Raw genomic sequence first — 25,418 nt, forward strand, 5'->3', positions numbered from 1 at the left:
TTTGAAAATCATTTTCTTGTAACAAACCGTTTTTATGCTGCATGGAGCAAATATATTTTATGTGGTTTTAGCTTGCAAAGCACGCCTCACCAATTTTCTACGCTATGGCTTAGCTTATTAAGGAATTAAAAGATGTTGAAACAAATTCAACAGGATAAAAAGTGAATTTAAAAATTAAGCATTCACTATTCTTCCAGATACAAACTGAAACGAAAAAAAAAGCACTTCTTTTCAGAAGTGCTTCAGGTATTATGTTTTTCAAAGGTATTTATTAATTGGCTTGTGGCGCAAATGTTAAAACAATATTTGCTGTTTTTCCACCAAACTCGATAGGCGATTTTAAAACCATATTGGTGCTTGATAAGTCGCTCAATATTAAACGGTAACCTTCTGTTACGTTTTTAGCTTTATCTCCTTCGTATATCTTTTTAAACTGAAAAGTTTGATCTTTCGGTGCCGCAGACCAGAAAATGGTTTGCATAACAGAACCGCATGCACTTGATGCAGGTAAAGTATAAGATCCATTTCCGCTATTGGTTAAATGCCAGGTACTGCCCTGAAAACATTTGTATGATTTTTCTCCAAATAAGCCTTGTACTGCGCCATCAGGTAAACCTTCTAAAGTTACATTGGTTACCACCCAGTCGCGAACTACTGTACCTCTGCTGCCGGTTACACCTGCAGTTACTCTTTTTGCTGTATTGCAGCTTTGTAACATTACCAGTGTAGAACATGCTATTGCGATAGCTATAAATAATCTTTTCATGTTGTTAATTTTAATTTTCGTCAAACTAAACACATAAATCCTGCCAAAACAAATGGCAAATAAAAATTACCATCAAATTATATAAATTGCGCAACTAAATAATTCCTGTAAATTAAACTATTATGAAACCCGAAACCCTTGCTATACACGGCTCTAATCTGGTTAAAAGCACAACCGGAGATGTAACTCCACCGATTAATTTATCTACAACTTTTTTTCGTGATGAAGATGGAGGTTATCCTGGTGGGCATATATACAGCAGGGTAAGTAATCCAAATCGTTCTGCATTAGAAAACACCATTGCCCGCTTGGAGTTTGGCGAAGATGCTGCTGCATTTTCATCCGGGAATACCGCCGGAATGGCTCTTTTTCAATCTCTTAAACCTGGTAGCCACATTATTGCGCCGGACGACATGTATTGGGGGTTTAAAAAGCAGTTGTTAAGTATTTTTGCTGATATTTTAGAATTTGACTTTGTTGATCAAACTGATTTAAAACTGGTACAGGCTTCCATAAAACCGAACACTAAATTAATATGGATAGAAACGCCTTCCAATCCATTGTTAAAGGTAACAGATATTGAAGCCATTGCTGAAATTGCGCGGGAGGCAAAGATTACTTTGGCCTGCGACAGTACTTTCGCTTCTCCGATTTTACAAAACCCAATACTTTTAGGTGCCGATGTGGTTATGCACAGCAGCACTAAATACCTTGGCGGGCACAGCGATATTTTAGGCGGTATTTTAGTTACCGCTAAAAAAGATGCATTATGGGAAGTGATTAAAAACGTGCAGCAAATTGGTGGTGCTGTACCTTCGCCTTTTGATTGTTATTTACTTAGCCGCAGTATTAAAACTTTAGCATACCGGATGAAAGGACATTGCGAAAATGGAAGAAAATTAGCTGATTTCTTAAAAAACCATGCCCAGGTAGAAGATGTTTATTACCCGGGCTTAACCAACCACCCGCAACATGCTATTGCTAAAAAACAGATGAAAGATTTTGGCGGAATGCTTTCTTTTTTGGTTAAAGGAGATGGCGAAACCGCAAAGAAAGTAGTTAATAAAGTTAAAATATTTGCCCAGGCGACCAGTTTAGGTGGCGTAGAAAGTTTAATTGAACATCGGGCATCTGTTGAGGGACCTGATACAAAAACACCAAAAACGCTGATTCGTGTTTCGGTTGGATTGGAACATATTGATGATTTAATTGAGGATCTGAACCAGGCTTTAGCATAACAACTCAGCTCGAAATCCTGCGCAACAACAACACGTTTTTGCAGAATTTTTAATAAAAAAAAGGAGTATGCCGCAAAGCAATCTCCTTTTTTTTATACTTCTTAAAACAACAATCATCCCATAAACAACCTTATTTACCCATTACCTGCATCATATTTGCAATCGCTTGCGGGCTATGCAGCATCTCTGTTTGCTCCAGGGTAATCTGACCAATTTCTGCAAACCTGATGTTCATATGCTTTTCATAATGAGCAATCGCCACGCTTAGCTCGTTAAATAAATCGTCAGTTAAGCAAATGCTCAACTCCAAAGCATCAAGCATAGCCATATTTACCCCTTCGCCTGCATAAGGAGGCATTAAATGTGCAGCATCGCCAAGCATGGTTAAATTAGAATGCGCAACCGAGGTTTGGTCTAATGGCATGCAGTATTGCGGGCGAATGGTAAAACTATAAGCATTTTCAAACAGTTCAAACCAAATCTTATCCCAGTTTGTAAAAGTCTGTTTAAACCAGGCTACCACTTCCTCTTTATTGGTAAAATCTATTCCGTTATCGCGAAACCAATTTTCTTCCTGCTTAAAACCGACATAAAAAGCCAGACTACCATCGCCCTTTGAGCTTACAATTAATGATTTTTCATCTCCAAAAGCAAAAATTTTTCCTCCGTTTAGCAACTTGTTTATATTTGGCGCTTCAACGGCTCCGTTTATTACACCTCCTTCTACTACAGTTATACCTGCATAAAATGGTTTAAGTGGTGTTATTAATGGTCGTATTTTAGAATTGGCCCCGTCAGCTGCAATGACCAAGTCGGCAACGGCAGATGTTCCGTTTTTAAACTCCAGTTTCCAGGCATCACCTTCTTTACTCATGGCTATAAAATGACTATCCCACACAATGGTATCTTCCCGCAACGAATCAATAAGCATTTTTCTAAGCGGGCCTCTGTCAATCTCAGGGCGTCCTAATTCACCTGGCTCTTTAGCTTCATCATCTAATAAAATATGTGCTTTGTGGTTGGTTATTCTGGTATGATCGGCTCCCGGGCGGTAATTGCTCATAAAAGCATCCATTAAGCCTGCAGCTTCTAATGCTTTTAATCCGGATTCTTCATGCAAATCGAGCGTGGCACCTTGTACACGAACATTTTTATCAAAATCTCTCTCGTAAACTTTAACATCTGCCCCTTTAAGTTGTAAAAGCCTTGCAAGTGTTAATCCACCAGGACCACCACCTACAATTGCAATTCTTTTTTGCTGTATATTTTTCATTAGTATAGTATAGTTTATTTTATTAAAGAGCCCTTTATAACCATTTCGCAACAATCCATTAGTACATCTTCAGTAATAATTTGTTCAGGCCGGTCTAAATGCTCAAAGTATTCGTTAATCAAATCCAGTTCGGGTGCAAAAAGCAGCGCTCTGTGTATTTCTATCGGAAGTGTTTTAATTAATCCTTTGGTTTCATTGAGCTGAAAAAAACGATGCACGGGAGCAAAAAATTCGCCCATTGCAATATTATGGGCTTTAAAAGCTTTATTGAGCAAGGGCGAAGTTTTACCATGTTGCATCAAAGCAAAAGAGGTACGGTTATTTTTAAAGAAATGAAATACATTCATCCAGATTTGTTTTACCCCTGCCGTAAATTCCATTGTTTCCTCAAAATTTTCGAGTACAGCACTTTCGTAAGCAGCCAATACTTCTTCAATAAAAAGCTTAACCAGCAAATCATCTTTATTTTCGTACTTGATATAAATGGTACGTGGCGATATGTTTGCAATTTTAGCCAATTTCTGCATGGTTAAATTCTCTAAACCTTCTTCTAAAATAATTTGAAGTGCAACATTGCGAATAGCTTGCTCCTTTTCTAAATTTTTAGGTCTCATTCGATTAATTTAAATTCAATCAAAAGTAAACAAACATTTACTTACTAACAAACATTTAAAAATAAATTACTTTTACAAAACAATTCTGTCAATAATATATTCATAGTGTAATGCTGTCTATTTTTTAATAGCGTTAATTTAATATTTTAACAGCCTTAATTAAAACCTCTTATTGTGAACATTCAATTCTTTCTAATCATTTTCGTTTTTTTTCTGCTCATAGGTGGTATTATTTTCTTTTTTTACCACAAAAAAAGATTAGATCAAAAGATTCAAAATGATGTTATAAACCTTCCTCCTCCTGTTACGCTTGGAAATAAAGATTCGGTACGGCTGGATTGCAGAAATGTGAAGACCATTTTTATACTTATGGCCATAATGTTTTGGGGCTTTGCTATATTTTTTGGAATTATGATGATGAGTGAAATGAAAAACCAGGATGTGGCACTGGATGCGAGGGGGATTATTGATGCTCTGACTGACGTTAAGCTATTAAAATTTCTTCCTTTTGCTTTTTTAGCAATCATGTTTTATTTTATTTACAACAGCGAAAAAATTTCCTGGAATAACGGGCCTGTTATTTCTTCCGAACCTACCCATGTTTTATATTTCGAAATTAAGGCCATAACCGCCTCGGTTAATCTTATTTACTTACAATCCGAAGAAAAATTATGGATTTTAGTTCCGACCACGCTTGAAGAAACTAAAAGATTTAAAGACATTAAGGTTTTAAACGAGCAACTGGCTTTTAACGAAACCCAGGTTGTACAGTTAAAAGCAAACCTGATTCAGTATGGTGTACAGGAAAAAAAATTCAGGTTGTTCCCTTTATATCTCACCATCGGTTTTTTTACTTTTATTGGCTTTATCATTTTAATTATGCTTATGCTAAGTTAATCGCTTTATCAATATCATCTGATTGAATGCAACTCTTGCTTTCAGGTAAAACCGCTTAAATAAAAGGTGGTTTTCAGCCTGTGCCTGTTTAAACATTATATGGAATTTAGAGGTAAACAAACTCATCTCTAAAACAAATTAATCATGGCACAAGAAACTACTGATTCCCCTCAGGGCATCATTCAATTAACCGGCACTGTATTCGATGGAAAGACTGTAAAAGTAAATTACAATTCATTACCAGGTGCTCATCCTAAAACAATGGGTTACTTTGTAGCCATTTGGCAGGGTTCACAAATTCAGGCTTTAAGTGAAGCAAAATCAACACAAAAAATTACAACAGACGATCAGGCTGGTACAGCAAACTTTACTGATCTGGCTTTACAAAAACAGGATTATATTATTGGTTTTGGTGTAGATTTTGGCGTTGGTACCACTATATGTGCTACTTTAATGGTTCCAAAAACAGTTAAGCCTAACGATCCGCTTTCGCCATTTTTAAGCAGTGTTGTCGTGCCTGAAAGCGGAATTGGAACCAACTCATTAATTGCCACTTACGTTACGCCTCTATATAATACTCCTGCTACTAATAACAACTGGATAGCTTTATTTCCAGGTCCGTTTACAGCCAACTGTTTTGCTGGTGCAGGTGTAATTGCAACATCTGACGCAACTTCGGACAACAACACGGGTTCTATTTCAATGAATGACATTCCGAATGGTCTGATCAACTTCGAAACGTATACACTTGTTTATGGTATGAGTTCTACTTCGGGCAAGCCTAATTACAGTGATATTATTGGGTATTATACTTTCACGATATAATCCACGCTCAAAGTCAATGGTCCGAGCACGAAATTGTTCGGGCCTGCTTTTATCAAGAATCATGAATGTTAAAAAGTGGTTATGCTTTTTTTCACTGTTTCTACAGCTGTGTACAGTACAGGTTTTAACCGCGTACGCACAGGCTATTCCAGATTCCGGTAAACAAGATTCTTCAGTACAAAAGCAAAACTCGATAAGCGGCCACATGCTTACAGGCAAAATTATTACCATAAAATACAATACGATGCCCGCAAACAACCCGCTTAAAAATAAAAACTGGGTTGGCATTTGGCAGGGTAGTCAGATTTTATATGATACGCCACCTTTACACCGGGCCTATATTCCGGGCACAAACAGCAGTGGCGATTTTGCTTTTGATTCGTTGGCGATACAGAAGAAAGAGTACATAATTGGTTTTGGCAGTGGAAATAATACCAGTACGGTTTCGGCCACACTTTATTTTAAAGCTGATGATAAATTCCTCGAACCCGGACTCGCGTTTTCTACTAAACTGGCCGTTTTAGAGCGGGGCGATAATTATTTAGTTGTAAACTTTCAAACGCCGTTAGGAAACCTGCCTTTTAAAAATAAAAACTGGGTTGGTGTATGGACCGGCCGTTTGTATTTACCCGATGGAAGTAATTTAATCAAAAGGCAAAATGTAAACTCGGTGGTTAGCACCGACGTAATTGCAATCAATAATCTGAATTTAATACGTGGTTCCTGGTACACCATTACTTATGCTACAGGACCTGCTTTTACCGAAATTGTTGCCGCTTATACTTTTATAAACCACTAAAAATCAGGTCCGATGAGCATTGTATTTAAAGCTACTCAAATTCCAGGATTATACAGTTACACAACCGATACGGAGTGGCGGGCTTGTTTTTTACCCGCTTTAAAAACGGCAGATTCGGTTACCCTTGCGGATAGCTTTAAGCAAAACGCAGCCATTTACCTTTTTGCAGTGCAAACACCTGATTTAAATACTCAGTTTATCCCTAAAGTATATACCGATTTAAACACCAATTATTCTAATTACAAACAGCAAACCGATCATTGTTTTATATGGCTAAATCAAGGTGGAAACCCGGATGTAAAACCACCATTTCAATTTTTACAGGCCATAATATTTGATGCTTCTTATAGCGTAAAGAAAAACACAGGTAAATACGGACCATCGCAGCTATTATGGTTTAACAATAGCAATTATTTTGCTGTTGCGGCCTATAGTCAGGTAAGTTTAAATGCTACAGTTGACGGCTTTTTAATTAAAAGAACACCTGTTTCGGTTTCGCCCAGTTATTATTATGGTTTATACCTAACCAACGAACTGGTTACCATAGACCCTATCCCCTTGGGAAAAATTAGCAGGAACGACAATAAGCCTGCTTCAGAACCGCCGTTGAGTATTTTATTTAATAATCCAGGCTGTTCAATTGAGTATCGTATTTCCTTCCCTTTAAAATTCAATAATCCTCAATATTATTCAATCGGGTTAGATACTTACCCATGCGATATGAAAGGAAATTATACCATTATGCCCACGGGTTTAAAGTACTACTTTGGCCAAAACAATAATATTACCGAATTAACCTATCTCTTATTTAACAACACCAATGTATTAAACTTTACAGGGCGCTTTCATCCTGGCGCTATATTTCAGGAGAATTACACACATTTTAAATTTGAACCGTCTTCATCCCTATATACGAATATTCCAACAAGCTATGGTAAACTTATATCCATAGAGAGCAGTGCAAATTCGATGTTGGTTTTCAGTAAATCTCCGAGCTTAGATGCTAACTCGAGGTATTATTGGACCATTACTGGAGATTTTGTGCTGCTAAACGGATCTTCAAAGGAGCAGAGCATTATCCAAAACCGGTTACTTTGTGGCGTTTCGGGAACTGAAACCATCAGTTTTGCGGGTAAAAACGAAATTTATAAAGGTGATTTGATTTGTTTTAAACACAATCATCCTGCCTTTGCAAATGTTTTCCCCATACTTAATGCCCAAAATCAATTGAACAATTCGGAACTTTTAAGCCCTGAATTTACAACAGCCTGGTTTTCGTTTAAACAATCATCCCTAAATGGCTCTGCTCCTATTTTTTATCATTCGCAGCCCGAGGGCGCTGCCTTATTTGAACCTGGTGAAACCTCAGGAATTTTAGATTATGCTGAGGTTGCCTCGTCAAACCTTAATGAGCATGGGCAATCTTTTCCAGTGGCCAGCTCCTCTGTTACTACACCTTATCTTGGCCTTCGTAAAAAGGCCGATAAGGGTTATTACGACCAGGAAACCATTCGCCAGTTTGAAATACAAATACTAAACCCTGCAAGGAAACAAGCCATAAGCAGCGGAAATGCTAAAGTAAAACAGCTAAAACGAAACAAACTTAAAGCTGTTGGTACCGATGCCGTTAATTTAAGTACGACGCCACAGGGTTTACTGGTTAATTTAACCGACGATAAATCTGCCTGGCAAACCTTGATATTAGCTAATCCAACGGTTACAACGGATGATAATACAACCGTGCAACCGCTCATGTTCAGTAACATTAATACAAATGGTACCGACACGGGTTTACAGGAAGCTTTTCAAACCAATGAACAATTTTTAGTCATCAGCAACCCGGTTCCTGCGCATATTGATTTTTACAATACCTACTTTCAGAATAAGATTGATGTTGCTGCATGGCCATTTATCCTTGATATAACCGGGCAGAACAAATGGACCGGAAAAACAGGTTTTAACAATATCGTTATTTTTAAATTCTGTAATTACTCTATCGAAGAAAGGATTAAAAATCAAAAGCTGTGGACAGATCCTTTAAATTTTAATGAGGCTGCAAAGCTGCCACAACTTAGCCAATGGATACTGGATTATATTGATGCGGCTAAAAAAGCTGTGGCTAAAGATGGTAAAAACAGCCCATTTTATAATTTTGCCGATATTGTAACCAATAAAAACTGGAATGGTATTCTTTGCCTGCAAGTTACGCTCGATTTAAAGGATATGCCGAAAGAGATTAAAGCAATACTTGCCGGAATAGATACATCGAGATTTACTGCGCACCATTTTGGTATTGAGGCCAATCACATTGGTTTAACTACAGAGAACAAATTAGATACAAGTTTTAAAAGTTCGATGTTTGGCTTAATTAATTACTTTAACCAAACTTACGAGGCGTATTTGCAACATAAGATTAAACCGCCTGTGCCTTTACCTGTTACACCGGGCAATTTCGACTTTAAAGTACTTGAGCTACAGGTTCTTTTTGATAAATCGGTAATTAAGGATTTTAAATCTAAAATACAGCTTAACCTCAACACCCTGTTTAACGAGCCGGTAATTGCAGAATCTAATCCGGATAATGGCTCTATCAATCAGTTTAGCATTGTAATGGATGGGCTTTACGATAAACGAAATGGTCATACAGGTTACTCGTTTTCTATAAAAGACAGCAATACACTCAATTTGAGTAGCGTAGCATTATCCAATGTAAATGTACTATCGGTACAACTGGCTACTGTTGATGAAAGTAATGGCTCAGAAATAACCACCAGGTTTTATATCAGCGGAAATTTAGGTTTTAAGGAGATGGAAAATTTTGATATGTTTTCTTATTCGGCACTCCCTTTTAGTAATTTAGTTTTAAACATGAAATTTAATCTGGATGATTTAGCACCAGATAATACCCCAAAAAAGACATTTAGTTTTGTTCCAGCCGGAACTGTTTTTAATAAGACTAATGCGATGGCCCGCCCGGCAAGTCTTGCGCCAAATTTCCCGCTGGATTTAACAAACTTACTTTATAATAGTCCTGCCACCGCAGCAAAAGGTACACCTGTTGTAACACCAGCCTCATTATCCTATATCGAGGTTGATGCGCCTTTGGCCACCTTATCTCTTTCTGATACCTGGTATGCATTACGATTTAATGTAAACCTGGGCTCAATGGGCGCATTAACAGCAAAAATTGGATTTAATGCCGAAATCTTATTGGCCTGGAGTCCGGGTTTGGCAGGTAACCGCGCGCAGGTTTTTATAAAAATGCCTTTCAGTGGTAGTAAACCCGATAAAGGTTTTAGCCTGCAAGGTATTTTAAAGTTTGCCATTGGTTCCGTGATGTTTATTAATACCCCTGCAGGCGATGGTAAAAAAATCCAGTATGCCATGGTTTTTACACAGATCGGGGTTTCTGTAATGGGTTTAAAACTTCCAAGGTCGGGCAATACTATTTTTTACCTGTTCGGCAATCCGGATGGAAACAGTGATACATCAAAAGGCAATTTGGGTTGGTTTGGCGCTTACCGGCCAGAAAAAGAAAAAAGTAAAAACTTAAACAATCATACTCCATTAACACTTAAAACTTAAAAAAATGGCTTCTAAAAATTTAACAACAACAGGCACCTCTACCTATGCTACAACATACGGTGGTGCAGTTTACCTAACCTTTGGCGATTCGCAGATTATGCTTACAGCCGCTAATCTTAAAATTCCAAGATTTTCTTATGTTTCTGAATCTTTTTATACCGCAGTAAGTTTAGGTCAGATTAAAGATGCTTTAACTTTAATCCTGAATAAATTTAGTGATACGACTGGAATTTCAGTTGACACTGTAACGGCTCAGATAGATAGTTTAAGCAACCTGCCGGTATTGAAGCAGATTTTAACTTCGGAACTGATAATTACAGAATTTGTTATTCAGCCGCCATCTTCTGATACGGCAAAAGACGGAAAATATAGTTTTGGTATGGGTTTAAAATTAACTACAGGCAATAAGCTTGGCCCAATTACACTTGATGGTGTTTCTTTTAACATTGCATTAACCCAAACTGCCTAAAACATGCCTGAAATCTGCACCACCATAACTTTGGAAGGGCGGGAAATTGAATTAATAGCCAAAACAGCCCAAAAACTGATTTGCTATTATACGGTCCCCTCGCTCTCTGCCAATCCTGTAATCTTTTCCGCAGCGGATAAAGCCATTACCAGCGTTGCCGGACAGTTGGGTGATGCAGGTACATTTATTAATGCTCAGGATTCTTTAAACAGCATTACCAAAAAAATTATAGAGGTTATACCTGCCCTCTCTCTGCTAAAGTCATCTGATCAAATTGCCTTTATGCAAATTCTTGAAATCCACCCTATCGATCAAATTTCTTTTATGATTGCGGTTAAAATTAGTGAAGGGACATCACTTCTCGGAAACGTAACCATTGATGGGGTTGGATTTCAGATTAAAGTAACCAAAACAGGTTAATAGCCTGGGCATTCAATAAAACATATGTCGTACCAAACACAATATGGCGCCAGTATTTATTTAACATTTGCAGGCAAGCCACTTATCCTTACCGGAATTCTTTCAGATAATGAGACCAATTTCGAGGTGGATATGCCAAAATTTACACTGGGTGAAATCATCAATGGTATTATCCATATGGTAAAACCTGGTTACACCTTAAATTTTGATGCGCCATGGAGTTATATATTGAATGCGGAAATTAAAAACTTTAAACTTAAATTAAAAGTACCTTCCAGTGCCTCGAAAAAGCCTATTGAATTTGGCATCCAGTACACAACCAATATTAAAATACCAGGATTTGAAATTACTTCGCTGACCATTATGGCTCGCTCTATCCGGGATGTAAATTTTAATATGACGGGTAATTTAGATTTTCTGGGTCTGAAATACAATCTTGATGATCTTTTTGGCAAAGATGGGGTTAACTTGCTTGATCCGCAGGGTATGCCGCAGCCAGAACCAAAACCATCGGTTTTTAAACTTAACTTTTTAGGTGCTGGCCAGCACCTTGAACTTGCCAATGCGGCTCAGTACAATCATGTTAACGAGGTTGTAGACCGCCTGCAGGATCTCATGCAACCACCGCCACCCGGCACAGTGGTTCCGGCCTTTAGCCAGGCCCTCCATTTTAATAACAACAGCCAATGGTTATTTGCTATTGATGCTGTGATTATGGACACCGTGGCTTTTAAAATCGTTTTTAACGACCCTGTGTTGTACGGACTTTACCTGAGCCTCTCGGGCGCAAAGGCCAAAGTTTTTGCAGGATTGGAATTCGAAATCTTATACAAGAAAATAACAGACGACATTGGCGTTTACCAAATAGAGCTTAAATTACCGGATAGCATCAGAAACTTAGAATTCGGTGCGGTATCGATTACCCTACCCGTTATTGGAATCTGGATCTACACCAACGGAAATTTCAAAATTGATCTCGGTTTCCCGTATAATAATGACTTTTCTCGCTCTTTTACTGTTCAGGCATTTCCATTTACAGGTGCAGGTGGTTTTTATTTTGCCGTATTAAACGGATCTACTTCTTTAACTGTTCCTAAAACAGATTTGGGTACTTTTAATCCCGTTCTTGAATTTGGCATCGGCTTAAATTTAGGTCTGGGCAAAACCTTTAATAAAGGTATTCTTTCGGCAGGTTTAACCATTGTTTTTTATGGAATAATAGAAGGTACATTGGGTTGGTTTAAACCTTATGAAAACGCTGTTGTCAATAAATCAGATACCGATCTGTATTACAAACTAAAAGGAACTTTCGGTATTGTTGGTCATATTTTTGGCTCGGTAAACTTTGCCATCATATCGGCCACACTTGATATTATTGTATATGCACAGGCTACCATAACCATGGAAGCTGCCGAAGCCATTTTACTGGCGTTTGAAGCGGGCGTTTCTATAGAGCTTACCGTTAAAATAAACCTTGGCTTTTTCTCCATCCGCATACATTTATCATTTAGTGCCACCATCAGAGAACAATTTACGATCGGATCTTCCGGACCTGCGCAGTGGAAACCTATCCGTGCAAAAGATATTCTTTACCAGCTCCATGTTAAAGATGCTGCTCCTCTTCTATTAAACTGGGATAGTTTGGTTACCCTTGCCACGCCACAAAGGTTAGACATTTATTTTATACCATTTTTTAGTGTTTCAAAACCAGACCAGGCACAACAAACCGTTGGAATTGCCTCTCTTTTTGCCGAAAATGACAACGGCAGCCCGATAGCAAATTATGTTATTGATGAGCATGCACTTGACGTTGATAGCCAGCTTAAAGCATTCGATAAATTATGCATTAGTATTATGGCCTGGGTATTTAATGCAGCGGCTAATACACAAACGCAGAACACATCGTTTGCTGATTTGTTGAGCGATGAACTTAGCGCGGATCAGATTGATCAGATCATTAGTGCCCTGAATCAAAGTACGGGCGAAACCGGAAACAATGTTGTGTTTAGCTACAAACAGCTTACAAACTTTATTAAAGAACTATTTGCAGTTAACATTACTGAAAAACAAGGAACCACCACACAAACATTACCTTTAACGGTGTTCCCGATGATACCTGATTTGTTACTAACCGATTCTGTTAGCAACCGGGTAATCAATTTCAACACCTACAATTCGGTTAACGATCAATACATCAGTACGGTATTAGAGTTGGTTTCGCAATTTACAGATAGCGACCCTGAAAAATTGAAATCCGTTCAAAACGACTTAACTGAGTCGATGGCTACGCTCCTGTTCAGAGATTACTTTCAGCTATTGGCAAAATCCCTGCTCCAGTCGGCACAAGAAAATCTGGAGGTTTATCATTACCTCTTGCCTCAAAGCACAGAAAATACCCTGTCTGCAATGGCGGTTACCTTTAAAGTTACTGCAGAATCTATTGTACTGGCAAATAAAGCCGTTCAGGGCCTTTTAATTACCGGAAAACCCCTTATTATACCAGGAATAAATTATACCATAACGGCTACAGATACTTTTGATACCTTACAGAAATGTTATTCATACACACAAAGCGGTACCGACTGGAATATTGATTTCATCAACAGCAACTTAAATAAGATGATGTTTAAGACTGATGCAGTGGTGGAGATAAAGGGAAAAAATTATACAATTTTACAAGGTGACACCTTTAATACCATTAAAAACAATCAATCTTTAACTATAGCCGAATTATCGGATGTAATAAACAGCAACAAAACCAAACCTATATTACAAGTTTTTAGCCTCGTTCAGCTTCCATATTTCAGTATTTTAATAGAAAAAGACAGTACTTTCTTATCTATATCAACCCATTACAATACTGAATTAGCATTACTTGCCTCAACAAACATTAAAGAAAACATTTTGCAAAACGGGGCTACTTTTTTCATCACCAATGTAAAATCGCTAAGCATTCAAACCATTTTAAATGCAGTTTATCAAAGTAATGGATTCTCTAAGGCAGGTGGAAGTGCCAGTCGTTTTGCCCTGCACGGATTACGATTGCCAGAAGTAGTAGAGGGTAATCCGGGCGCATCTTTAAAAGGACTTTATGAATTATCAGGACAGCAGATTACAATGCCGGTAATAGAAGATCCTGCTAAATTCAGTTATACGCTTTCACTTGGTAAAGCTTCGGATACACCAAGCTTAAACTGGTTAATTTTTAATGGCCAAACACCTGATGTAAATAATATACAATACAAATTAAGCCAGCAGGAAATTAATAGAGTATATGGCTTTCAAACCGTTGGTTTTACGCCGAAAATTGATCACGGCCCGGCAAATATTCAACTGTATAAAGATCAAAGCCGGGTATTTGCTTTCTCCAACCCAATTAGCTGGAGCGCTTATGGTCGTTCACCAGTTCCATCAATATGGAACTTCCCTTCTTCATTAACCGGAATTGGCAGTGGCAATCCATCAGTTGATTTAAAACTTGCTGTACAAACTAAGCCGGATGCCGGCAGAACAGTAAACCCCTTAGATCCGGCAAGTTATTTTTATGGCACAATGGTGCCCATTACAATTAAAAAGATTAGCAACCAAAGTCAGGAAAAAATTAACGAACGTACTTTTGAAGTGTTTGGTACTGATGCTACTGGTATTGAAACCTTAACAGCTTTACTCCGCGCCGATCAAATAGACAGCCTTCTTAATTCAGTAACGATTTTATACGCTTCAAACCCGGATAATGACGAGGCTAAGGCCTTGCGATCTGATGATTTGGATAAACTCTTACTCCTTTTAATCAACACCAACCTTTCTACTGAAACCAATCCGGATAACCTGATGTTTTCTGCGAAAACAGAAACCAATAAAATCAGCAATACTACGCCTGTTGATTTTATCTCCCGCTTGTGGAAATCATCGCTGGTGCGCACGGGTGGTTATTATTTATACTATGACCTGGATGGTGATACCCTACCAGAATCTCTATTCGATAAAAATGGAAACGGAGAAATTTACCTGTTGATTCAATATAAATCCCTGCCTAAAAATCAGGTTACGGCTTATATGAACATGGCAGGTTTATATCAAACTATCGACACTTCACAATCGTTATTATTTGGCGAATGGAACACTGATATACAACATGCTAACCCAGCTCAGTTAAACCAAATGCTGGTTCAAAATCAAATCATCAGAAATGCAGTAATTAAACCGGGTAACATTGGTTTTGAAGTAGACAGAGAAAATCCGGATGATTTATTTAACCGCCAGAAAGACAATTCAGATAATTATGCCTACGATCTCCAGGTACAGTACAATTTATTAAATTATGGCATTATAGGCGATGGCAAACATTTTAACAGTCTTCAATCTGTAACCCCGGTTAGCCCTTCCAAAGATCCAAACCATACAACTGATGACTGGCATTACAGTAAGGCCATGCCTGTTCGTAAGTTTTATAATGGTGCAGCCGCATCAGCTTATACAGGCCTGGGAGAATCGGTCTCCATTGCCTTTAACTGGCAGGATAATTACGGTAATATATTTAATACGCCGTTAAATAATGTAAGCTATAAAATTTTGTATTTTGATCAATTGATTCCGTTCTCTGCCTGGCCTTCGTTAACTATTGATTATTACTTCTTTAAACCTGTACCAAGCAGTACAAATGATAATTTTAGCCTGACATTTCACTTTACGCCAGGTGATAAATACAGTTTCAATCCCGCAGATCCCAATGTAGAAAGCCTCAAAGCTGCTGTATTAGACCAGGCCAAAGAGAGTTTAAAAATTTATGCAGGGATTTTAGATCAGGTGATTCAAAATGATGTGGCCATCAATCTCAAAATATCGGTAGATCCTGATGCGCTGTATCCACTTGCCCCTGCCCAACAAGATTTAAAAAACGGTGTACTTACTTTTATCAATACCAGCACCAGCTGGATTCAAGAATTTATCACCAATCCTGATAAATACAATCAGTACCAGCCTGCCGATAAACCTAATCCGCAAATTTACAGCTATAGTTACGCTTTTAACAGTCCTGTAAATGCCGTAAATCCACAGGATATTTTCTCTTTATCTGTTAACCTGTTAATTTCAAGGTCGGCTGATTTAATTGATCCTCAGTTTATTTTTGATAATAATGGAACACCTATGTATGCCCCAGGTGTACAACAGGCAATCAGCAACGTTAAACCTAAAGCTTCTGACCTTCCGGCACCTAATGGCGCCGTTGAGAATGATAAATCTTTGGCACTACGAAATTTTGCATTAAATTTTGAAGAGGCTTTTGGTGCGCAGAAATTTAAACTCGCTGCCACCTATGTTGGCGAAAAAAGCAATACTTTAACCAATGCACATGCTGAAGAATTATGGGTGGTTAGGCTAAAAAGTTTCAACGATAAAACCAACGGAATTTCCTGTGCTGTAGATTATGGTCAGGCTAATTATTATGCACCGCAACCATTGGCTAATTTCCTTTTTGGCCTACAAGATGTAGATATACACGACTTTAAATACTATACCGGTGGTGAAACCGGAAGTATGAAAAAGAATTTTAGTGAAATAGATGGAGAAGTGTGGGCACAAAACTTTTTACAAAGTATAGAAACTGTATTGGGGCCGGATATGAGCCTGCCAATAACCATGATTGACCATTTAAATGGCAGTATGGATAATAAGGGCATATTAGCCGGTTTATTAAATGCAAAACAAAGGGTGGCTGATGCCATTGCGCTGCAAACCATCCCAATTCTTTTAAGTAACGGCCAGCAGGAAACGGGCTTAAATTTGGCCACAGAAAAACTCAGACAGCAATTGTTGATTAACCTCTACAATGGCTATATGATCAATGCAGTGGTGCAATATCGTGTAGCTATGGATAGCCCTTATCCCAACCATGCACAAAGCATTGCTCCAAACTATTATGGAAAACCATTTGTAAACAATGCAGTAGTTGATGATACTAAAAATTATTCTTTCTCTACGGCAAAAATCCCGCTTAAAAACTTTGCCGCTACTGAAGAAAATCCGGAATCGTATTTAACCTATACATTTGAAGCTAAAACGCCTTCACTTGCATCAAACATTACCGTACCTGTACAGTACAACATTACCCATGCCGAGTTTAATATCCAAAAATTAAAGGAAAAAGGAACCAATTTACCTGATGATTTAAATAATTATGAAATATCAGAATGGTTAAATTTTATCATTCCTTTTAATGTTGAATACACCGCATTGGCCGATACGCAGATTCCTGTACCATTAAGGCAATATCCGGCATTACCTGTTTTTGGAAGCCAGGTATTTGATTCGAATATCCAAAACACGGATTTTAATAAAATTACCATTGAGGATGCCAAATTAAGTACCTTTTCTTTTGATTATACCTTAGATCATTTTGTTGCACAAGACAACTACCATTTCGAAGTGTATTTTAATGCAGATCCGGATAAGGCTACTGTATTGCAGGATTCGAAAGGATTAAGTGTAAAACAAAAGGCATTATTTACACAGCTGGCACAATTTGAATCTGTTACAGCTGATTTTATTGATTATTTTAATACTTCCCTGCCAAATGTAAATAAAGACATCAGCCCGGATGCACTGAAAACCCTTACCAAAATACTTACAGCGTATTCTGATTTAAGTAATAATGTAAGTGCTGCCTGGTTAAACCTTTATACCAAAGGTTTAAAAGCACACCTTAATGCTACACTGGAGGTAATTACAGCAGCTTTTGAAGTAAATGAGTCATCATCTAACGTTGATCCTGACAAAGGGTTATTTCAGCTGGTAGTTAACAACTGGTCGGTTGTTTCGGGAGAAAAAGCAATTACCTATGTTTATTTCCCCGAAATTAAAGTTGAAGACTGGTTGCCGGAATTATATTATTGCACGGAAAAAAACTGCAGTAATCCATTACCTATACCAAAAGGACAAAATCCTGCACAATTCGATCAGGTAATTTTCAGGTATTACCAATTAAAAGGGGATAAAAAAGAATACCTGACCTTTAAAGCCGGCACCGAGCTGAGGCTGCGTACGGTGAGCTTCAAAAACCTAAGTGTATTGCTTATTCAAAATGCATGGTCGGGCTTGTGGATTGAAAGAAATTCAGAATTGGGCAAATATCCAACCGCACCTGAATTTATTTATTCTACTCCATTAAACAGATTTAACAACCCACTCATGCCGTCATTAAATGTTAGCAATACATTTAATTTACAGCCCCCAGCACCTGATCGAAAACAGCTAAAAGATTATTTACAAAATTTATTAACCAGCTTATTACTTGCCCCTGACGGAGGTACTGCACCTGCAAGTTTAAAAATTTTAGCCCAGTATAAATTTACAACTGCCGGAAAACCGGGAGAATTGCCATACATTACATTGCCCATCGTTTTAATGCCGCCTACCTTGTTTACGGATGATGATATTAAAGGAACCGGGGCAGCAGTAAATGCATTAAATGGCACCATACTTAATTGGTTTGCCAATACGCAACCTCTGTTAAATAATGGATTAATTACCTTGTCGGCATTTTTCTATTCAAATTTAACCGGAACAACCAATAGCTTACCACTACTTGTTTTAGATCAGTTAGAAATTAATGTTAATAACGTTTCAGATATCAAATCCAGTTAACTAACAACCATAAAAAAGCCCTTTCTGCTCACAAATGTCAGCAGAAAGGGCTTACTTTTTTTAAAGCGTTAAACGTTCGATTTAATATTGTAAAAATCTCTTGTTTCTTTCACTACATAATAAGCACCGGTATGCCTGGCGAAATAATCAAAATAACTATAGATGTCGTTATGATTTGCCCCGTAAAACATAACAATCCGGTTAATATCCTGCTGATTACCAGAAGCTACATATAAAACAAGGTAACCTGCTACCACCATACTTCTTTGTGCTTTTGATAATTCTATACCAAAATCAACCATTCCTCCGTTTGATTTTGCTGTGGTTAAATTAGATTCGCGCACGATGGAAATATCCTTGGGTGCATTATAAGTTAAGGCTCTTTCAAAAACCACCAGGCCAGGTTTTAATGTAGGTGGATTAGAATTCATTGCAGCAATATAATCTTCTGCCCTTTTATGGTCTGCCGCATTCGTATGCGATTCGCCAAGCAATACAATAGATGTTGATGTAGCCTTTTGGGCAGTAAAAAGTTGCTGTACAGTTGCCGGAGTCGTATTTGCAGGGTTGTTGGTGGCATTGGCCGGAAGATCGGCACCCTTCGGGATATTGGTAGCGCCTTCAATCAAGTCGTTAACAGATTTTAAAACTGCAGCACTAACCTGTTTGTCGGTAGCCGGTTGTCCAAGGTTTACCACCTTGTTGTTAAACAATTCCTGCGCATAAGCGCCTTGAGAAATCAATTTCATGGTTTTAGATTAAATGGTTTGTATTATTTATTTAATCGAATTTACAAGGCTGAACTTGGTTCCTAAAGGAGGTTTTTATTGTTTTTAAAAGATATAAACATGGTTTATTTTAAGCATAATACACTGTGTATTAATACACTTAAACTTAAAAAGCTATTTTCGGCTTTTTTCCGAATAATTTCATGAATAAAAAGGATGAAAATATAATTCGTTTAGCTAAATATTTATATTGATTTTTACGCAAAATAAACATCCTTTTTATGTCCCTCAAAACAACCCTAATCACTTTGGCCGTAGCAGCTATTGGCCTAAGTGCTTGTCAGAACAAACCTGTCGACGCTTCAAAAGATGAAAATCTGAAAGCCGATATTGACACATTAAGCTTAACTGTAGCTAAAACTTATGTTAACAATTATGCTAAACGTGCAGGTACAGTTGATTCTTCTTTTAGTGAAGCTGGTTTTTCTAAAACTAAGAAATTACCAGATACCAGAGCCGTGTGGTTCGGTATAGCCCGCTTAAAAGCTTTAATTAAAAAAGTTGAGTCTGAAGGTGGAGACGGTATCCGTTTCTACTATGCATCTTACGATAGTACTTATAATGATAAAAGCCAGGGGCATGTTCCACCTAAACCATATTGGAACCGCAACACTTTAATTATGATTTCTACTAAAGACAGTCTAAAAAAATACCACAGAGATTATTATAACGATAAAAAAGTTGGTGTTGGAGGCTCAAATGGTTTTATTATAGGTACCACTCCAGAAAATCGCGGAGAAATGTGCCCGCCACCTGCAAATTGTAATGATATTGGTGCTACTCTTATTGAGGAAAAACCAGAACCGGTACCACCGATTAAAAAATAACATGAGCATTTACTTTACCGTAAATACTATAATTGAATTAATTTGCCTCCTTATTGGTTGCTTTTGTTTATACAATGACAAACAGCCAATATGGAGGTTCTTTATTCTATATTTATTTCTCATTTGCCTTACAGAAGTATCGGCCATTTTTATGCGAAAGGTTCTGGTAACTTCCAATCTTCCGCTTTATAATATTTTCTTGATTGTAGAATGCTTTAGTATCAGTATTTTCTTTTACAATCTTTTAAAAAAATATGTAAACAGGATTAAATGGCTGATGGCCTGGCTATTTCTTTTCGTAATTATGTATGCCTCAGAGATGGTCAGCAATCACTTCTCCAACTTCGTTTTTAAAACGGCCTCTGGCATGTCATTCGTTTTTGTGTTGGCAGGTTTATACTTTTATTACCTAATGCTTAGGGACGAAAAATTTGAAAAATTAGGCACCTATGCCCCGTTTTGGTGGGTAAATGGCACCTTGATTTTTTATTTCGGCAGCACAGCGACAAATATTTTTTTCGATTACCTGATCATGGATCAGTTTTCAAAATTCCAGCATTCTATACGATATATTATTTTTAATGTTCTTAATGTATCCTTATATTGCTGCTGGTCATACGCCTTCATATGCAGATATCTTCAAAGGAAATCATCTTCTTAATCAGTATAATAACCATTATATTTTTAACGATCCCGTTATTTCTGATTGCATATATCAGACTTTACAACAGGCGTAAAAGGAAACATAGCGAAGAAAAAGAGCTGTTAAAGAAGGTTTATGAAAATGAACTGCTGAAATCACAAATGGAAGTTCAGGAGCAAACCTTAAAAACGGTTGCTTACGATTTACATGATAATATTGGCCAGCTTTTAGGCCTTACCATAGTTACTTTAAGCTCTATCGATCTTGAAAATGTTGCAAAAGCCGCAGAAAAAATTGCGGCTGCAGAAGAATTAACCAAACGATCGGTAAAGGCCATCAGGGCATTATCGCGTTTGCTTCATGGTGAAGAATTATTAAGCCGCGGTTTAACCGGAGCCATTGCCTTTGAACTCGACTGGGTAGAAAAATCGGGTATTTTTAAAATTACTTACGTTAATAATGCCCAGGAATTACAAAGCCAGCCCGATAAAGAAACCATCATTTTCAGGCTATTCCAGGAAATTTTAAATAATATCCTGAAGCATGCAAAAGCAACAGAAATATCCATTAATTTAGATTTTTCGAACAACAATTTAACTTTAGCTATGCAGGATAATGGAATTGGGTTTAAAATTGACGAAACCAGTAAACAGAATAAAGGCATGGGCCTGCACAACATTCAGAAAAGAGCAGAAATGATTGGCGGAAACGCTACTTTTTATTCTGAACCCGGATCAGGCACTAAAATCACCATTACTACTCCCTATTAATCTTTACCCTACCTACCATGACTCCAGACAAAACCATATCCATCGCCATTATTGATGATCATAACCTCTTTCGCCAGGGTATGATAAGTTTACTTTCTGAATTTAAAGAAATTCAAATCGTTTTTGATGCATCCAACGGCGAAGAAATGAAAGAAAAAATAACGCGTAATGTGCTTCCCGAAGTAATTCTTATGGATGTAAGTATGCCGGTAATGGATGGTTACGAATCTACCACCTGGATTAAAGAAAATTACCCGCAGATTAAGGTATTGGCTTTGAGCATGTTTGAAGAGGATAAACCCATCATTAAAATGCTTAAAAACGGAGCTGGTGGCTATTTGCTAAAAGAATCTAAAACCAGTGATGTAGTTGCGGCAATAAAAACCATTAAAGATCATGGGTATTACCTTAATGATCTGGTTTCGGGAAAACTATTGAGGAATATACAGGATAATCAACCTACTCAGAATATATCTACAGATTTAAGCGCAAACGAAATCAAATTTTTACAGCTTTGCTGCTCTGAGTATACCTATAAAGAAATTGCAGATCAAATGAATTTAAGTCCGCATACCATAGACAATTACAGGCAGGAGCTTTTTCAAAAATTCGAAATTAAATCCCGAACCGGGCTTGTTTTATTTGCACTAAAAAACGAACTGTTTGTTTTATAATCCAAACAGCCCGTCCGTATTTTATTAATGCTTAAACTCTTTAATATCTATAATCCGGTTGTCGTCAGCATTCTCCTTTAAAAAAGAAGTACCCTTAATGTTTTTATGCCAGCTGTAATTGCTTTGTACTTTTTGAAAAATCTGTGTAGGATCACTGGTTAGATTTGACGAAACCGGAAGATTAAATACTTCATTGGTTAAATAATTTACCTGATATAAAGACGATGGGGTTAAAAATACCAGCGTCCCTTTATCAGGAGAATTCATAAAATATGATCCCTGAATGCGCTCTTCCTCATGTTGTCTTTTTATAGGGTAAACCTTGCCATTTACCACTGTAACTACAAAATCATTATTAATAATATAACTGCTGCGTCTCTGCTCTTCCAGCCCTTTAGTATATTTTAAATCGTCTTTTCCTGTTGAAGGCCTGTTCAGGCTAATTACCTCCGGAAGGCCATTTTTAAGGGAAATAACATAAAAAGATGCTACAGCTTTATTACCTGCCAATTGCACCAGTATTGCCGTTTCCTGGGTATTAATAAACTCGGCTAATGAAAACTTATCTGCTGTTTTCACCTCTTTTGCATTTGCCTTAATCGATAAAACAGTATCCTTAAATTTAATGCTGAATTGTAACCCCCCAGGTTTATTGGTAGAATCTGATTTAAAAATGCTTAATACATCTTCTTTCGCTTTTGGTGTTTCATTAAAACTTTCAGTGGCAGCCAATGCCCTGGAAGTATACGTTTTTTCTGTTTTTTCCTTTTCCTGCTGGCAACTCAATAATACTATAGAGAATAGAATTGCGCATAACTTTAATTTCATAGATACGATAGCCTAATTTTTCGGCTAATTTAAATTCTTTAACCATACCATTATAAAAAAAATAAAATTAAATCGCCACCTTGAAAAAATATTGAATTGAATCTGGCTATAGTTCACTTAATCCATTCATTTTGGTAATCATCAAAGGAAAAATAAAGGTAAATGATCCCGAAGCCAGGGAAATGAAAGCATTTTACCAAGGTTTTTATGGCGTTAAATCACTTTTTTCTACAGGTATCCTAATTAAAAACCCTTCCATTACTTATTGTCAATAAAAGCACACCTTCATTTGCTAATAAAACTGTAATTTTAAATCCGCTGTTCTCAATATTAGATTTCAGCCTTAAATTACTTGGAACCAAACGAATTAATGTGAAAAGGATCAAGCCCCTGATATATATCTTATGGATAAGCGCTACCCTTTATGCTTGCAAACAGCAAAAAGGAACTTCTACTGTTGCAGATACCAAACATGAATTTGAAAAAAAGGCAGCGCTTTGTTGCGAATCTAATATTCCGGCAAGGTTTAAACCTGCAGCGGCTGTTTCTAATAACATAAAAACAGCCAATACCAACCACGAAAATATGGTTTGGGTAAATGGTGGCGACTTTATGATGGGTGGGGATAATAAACAGGCTTCGGCAGATGAATATCCTAAACATAAAGTAATTGTTAAAGGTTATTGGATCGACCAAACAGAAGTAACCAATGCACAGTTTAAAAAATTTATAGATGCTACAGCATATAAAACTACCGCCGAACGGAAACCCGACTGGGAACAATTGAGGAAACAGGTGCCGCCAGGTACGCCAAAACCCGATGACAGCTTACTCGTTGCCGCTTCTTTAGTTTTTAAACCTGCAAAATCCGCAGTTCCTTTAAACGATTATTCGCAGTGGTGGAGCTGGGAGAAAGGTGCCGACTGGAAACATCCCCACGGACCAAAAAGCAATATTAAAGGAAAAGAAAACTACCCGGTCGTTCACGTCTCTTTTGAAGATGCAATGGCTTACTGCATGTGGGCGGGAAAACGATTGCCTACTGAAGCGGAGTGGGAATGGGCCGCCCGCGGTGGGCTTAAAAACAACATTTATCCCTGGGGAAATGAATCGGTAAATACCGGAAAAGCCAAGGCTAACTATTGGCAGGGCGATTTCCCTTATAAAAACCTGGTTCAGGACAAATATTATTATTCATCGCCCGTAAAATCATTTAATGCCAACGGGTATGGCTTGTATGATATGGCAGGAAATGTTTGGGAATGGTGTTCAGATTTTTACGATAATCAATACTACAAAACCATAAACCGGCCTGAAGGCATAAAAAATCCAACGGGGCCAAGCATTTCGCATGATCCTGATGAACCTTATGCAGTTAAACATGTTGTTAGAGGTGGCTCTTTTTTATGTAACGACAGCTATTGCTCGGGCTACAGGGTTGCCCGAAGAATGAAAACAACTGAAGACAGCAGCATGGAACATCTGGGCTTTAGATGCGTACAGGATAAATAAAGATTTAAAGAGAATACTTATGAAGTCTGAACTGTACAATCAGGAAATGAACGGATAGTAGCATTTAGTAAATTGCAGCCCCGCTCCCGTTGCTGCCCGATAGAAAAATCGGGGCATTCACTTCGATCGGGTTTAGCTACAATGTTAATCTTTTAATGCACTATCCTACAAACCTAAACCTGATTGAAGCGGCATCCCCGATTTTTCATCGGGATATAGCGTAAAGCAGGAACAAAATCACCCAAGATCCGCTGGCCTTGCTTTCCTAAAACAAAAAAATAATAGGAACTTACTTTCACTTGATTGGTTATAACACCAACCAAAGGTTAAATTATTTATCAAGCATAAAATCAGGAAATGAAGGGATAGTAGCATTTAGTAAACTGCAGCCCCGCTCCCGTTGCTGCCCGATAGAAAAATCGGGGCATTCACTTCGATCGGGTTTAGCTACAACGTTAACCTTTTAATGCACTATCCTACAAACCTAAACCTGATTGAAGCGGCATCCCCGATTTTTCATCGGGATATAGCGTAAAGCAGGAACACCGTTACACAAGAACCACAGCCTTTGCTTTCCTAAAAACAAAAAAATAATAGGAACTTACTTTCACTTGATTGGTGATAACACCAACCAAAAGTTAAGCTGTACAATCAGGAAATGAACGGATAGTAGCATTTAGTAAACTGCAGCCCCGCTCCCGTTGCTGCCCGATAGAAAAATCGGGGCATTCACTTCGATCGGGTTTAGCTACAACGTTAACCTTTTAATGCCCTATCTTACAACCCTAACCCTGATTGCAGCGGCATCCCCGATTTTTCATCGGGATATAGCGTAAAGCAGGAACA

At 37.7% G+C, this 25,418-nt stretch carries 17 protein-coding genes; 12 read left to right on the forward strand and 5 right to left on the reverse strand.

Annotated features, from left to right (window positions below):
* Positions 1 to 271: 271 nt before the first annotated feature.
* Entirely contained in the window at positions 272 to 766 is a 495-nt protein-coding gene (locus R2Q77_RS10020; RefSeq protein ID WP_316803587.1) for a hypothetical protein, read from the reverse strand.
* Positions 767 to 888: 122 nt separating this feature from the next.
* On the opposite strand from R2Q77_RS10020, the gene R2Q77_RS10025 reads away from it, so the two are divergent.
* The gene (locus tag R2Q77_RS10025) at positions 889 to 2,004 is read left to right on the forward strand and encodes an aminotransferase class I/II-fold pyridoxal phosphate-dependent enzyme (protein ID WP_316803588.1); all 1,116 of its coding nucleotides are present in this window, start codon (positions 889 to 891) and stop codon (positions 2,002 to 2,004) included.
* 130 nt (positions 2,005 to 2,134) lie between these two features.
* Here R2Q77_RS10025 and R2Q77_RS10030 read toward each other — a convergent pair whose 3' ends face one another.
* Positions 2,135 to 3,277 (reverse strand): NAD(P)/FAD-dependent oxidoreductase, encoded by a 1,143-nt coding sequence (locus R2Q77_RS10030; protein WP_316803589.1) that lies wholly within the window; start codon positions 3,275 to 3,277, stop codon positions 2,135 to 2,137.
* 14 nt (positions 3,278 to 3,291) lie between these two features.
* The gene (locus tag R2Q77_RS10035; protein ID WP_316803590.1) at positions 3,292 to 3,891 is read right to left on the reverse strand and encodes a TetR/AcrR family transcriptional regulator; all 600 of its coding nucleotides are present in this window, start codon (positions 3,889 to 3,891) and stop codon (positions 3,292 to 3,294) included.
* A 174-nt stretch (positions 3,892 to 4,065) separates the two neighbouring features.
* Here R2Q77_RS10035 and R2Q77_RS10040 point away from each other — a divergent pair, with 174 nt between their 5' ends.
* The 7 genes from R2Q77_RS10040 (at position 4,066) to R2Q77_RS10070 (ending at position 18,530) form a co-directional block, all read left to right on the forward strand.
* Positions 4,066 to 4,788: a hypothetical protein gene (locus R2Q77_RS10040; RefSeq protein WP_316803591.1), complete on the forward strand. Its 723-nt coding sequence runs from the start codon at positions 4,066 to 4,068 to the stop codon at positions 4,786 to 4,788.
* Between the two features lie 144 nt (positions 4,789 to 4,932).
* Positions 4,933 to 5,613: a hypothetical protein gene (locus tag R2Q77_RS10045; protein WP_316803592.1), complete on the forward strand. Its 681-nt coding sequence runs from the start codon at positions 4,933 to 4,935 to the stop codon at positions 5,611 to 5,613.
* Between the two features lie 61 nt (positions 5,614 to 5,674).
* Entirely contained in the window at positions 5,675 to 6,412 is a 738-nt protein-coding gene (locus tag R2Q77_RS10050; protein WP_316803593.1) for a hypothetical protein, read from the forward strand.
* A gap of 12 nt (positions 6,413 to 6,424) precedes the next feature.
* Positions 6,425 to 9,997 carry a hypothetical protein gene (locus tag R2Q77_RS10055; protein WP_316803594.1) on the forward strand — a complete coding sequence of 1,191 codons (3,573 nt, stop codon included), beginning with the start codon at positions 6,425 to 6,427 and terminating at the stop codon, positions 9,995 to 9,997.
* Between the two features lie 4 nt (positions 9,998 to 10,001).
* Positions 10,002 to 10,466 (forward strand): hypothetical protein, encoded by a 465-nt coding sequence (locus R2Q77_RS10060; RefSeq protein ID WP_316803595.1) that lies wholly within the window; start codon positions 10,002 to 10,004, stop codon positions 10,464 to 10,466.
* Between the two features lie 3 nt (positions 10,467 to 10,469).
* Entirely contained in the window at positions 10,470 to 10,886 is a 417-nt protein-coding gene (locus tag R2Q77_RS10065; RefSeq protein ID WP_316803596.1) for a hypothetical protein, read from the forward strand.
* A 24-nt stretch (positions 10,887 to 10,910) separates the two neighbouring features.
* Positions 10,911 to 18,530, forward strand: coding sequence for a hypothetical protein (locus R2Q77_RS10070; RefSeq protein ID WP_316803597.1), 7,620 nt, complete (start codon positions 10,911 to 10,913; stop codon positions 18,528 to 18,530).
* A gap of 68 nt (positions 18,531 to 18,598) precedes the next feature.
* On the opposite strand, the gene R2Q77_RS10075 is transcribed toward R2Q77_RS10070, so the two are convergent.
* On the reverse strand, positions 18,599 to 19,279 hold the full coding sequence (locus tag R2Q77_RS10075; protein ID WP_316803598.1) for a hypothetical protein: 681 nt from the start codon (positions 19,277 to 19,279) through the stop codon (positions 18,599 to 18,601).
* Between the two features lie 260 nt (positions 19,280 to 19,539).
* Between R2Q77_RS10075 and R2Q77_RS10080 the strand changes: the two genes are divergently transcribed.
* The 3 genes from R2Q77_RS10080 to R2Q77_RS10090 all read left to right on the forward strand — a co-directional run bounded on the left by R2Q77_RS10080 (position 19,540) and on the right by R2Q77_RS10090 (position 22,232).
* Positions 19,540 to 20,145, forward strand: a complete 606-nt coding sequence (locus R2Q77_RS10080; RefSeq protein WP_316803599.1) for a hypothetical protein — start codon at positions 19,540 to 19,542, stop codon at positions 20,143 to 20,145.
* 627 nt (positions 20,146 to 20,772) lie between these two features.
* Positions 20,773 to 21,558 (forward strand): sensor histidine kinase, encoded by a 786-nt coding sequence (locus tag R2Q77_RS10085; protein WP_316803600.1) that lies wholly within the window; start codon positions 20,773 to 20,775, stop codon positions 21,556 to 21,558.
* Between the two features lie 17 nt (positions 21,559 to 21,575).
* Entirely contained in the window at positions 21,576 to 22,232 is a 657-nt protein-coding gene (locus tag R2Q77_RS10090; RefSeq protein ID WP_316803601.1) for a response regulator transcription factor, read from the forward strand.
* Between the two features lie 24 nt (positions 22,233 to 22,256).
* Here R2Q77_RS10090 and R2Q77_RS10095 read toward each other — a convergent pair whose 3' ends face one another.
* Positions 22,257 to 23,060: a hypothetical protein gene (locus R2Q77_RS10095; protein WP_316803602.1), complete on the reverse strand. Its 804-nt coding sequence runs from the start codon at positions 23,058 to 23,060 to the stop codon at positions 22,257 to 22,259.
* A gap of 372 nt (positions 23,061 to 23,432) precedes the next feature.
* Between R2Q77_RS10095 and R2Q77_RS10100 the strand changes: the two genes are divergently transcribed.
* The gene (locus R2Q77_RS10100; protein WP_316803603.1) at positions 23,433 to 24,572 is read left to right on the forward strand and encodes a formylglycine-generating enzyme family protein; all 1,140 of its coding nucleotides are present in this window, start codon (positions 23,433 to 23,435) and stop codon (positions 24,570 to 24,572) included.
* Positions 24,573 to 25,418: the final 846 nt, after the last annotated feature.

Origin of the sequence: Pedobacter nototheniae, assembly GCF_032678625.1 — a bacterium.
Lineage (GTDB): Bacteria > Bacteroidota > Bacteroidia > Sphingobacteriales > Sphingobacteriaceae > Pedobacter > Pedobacter nototheniae_A.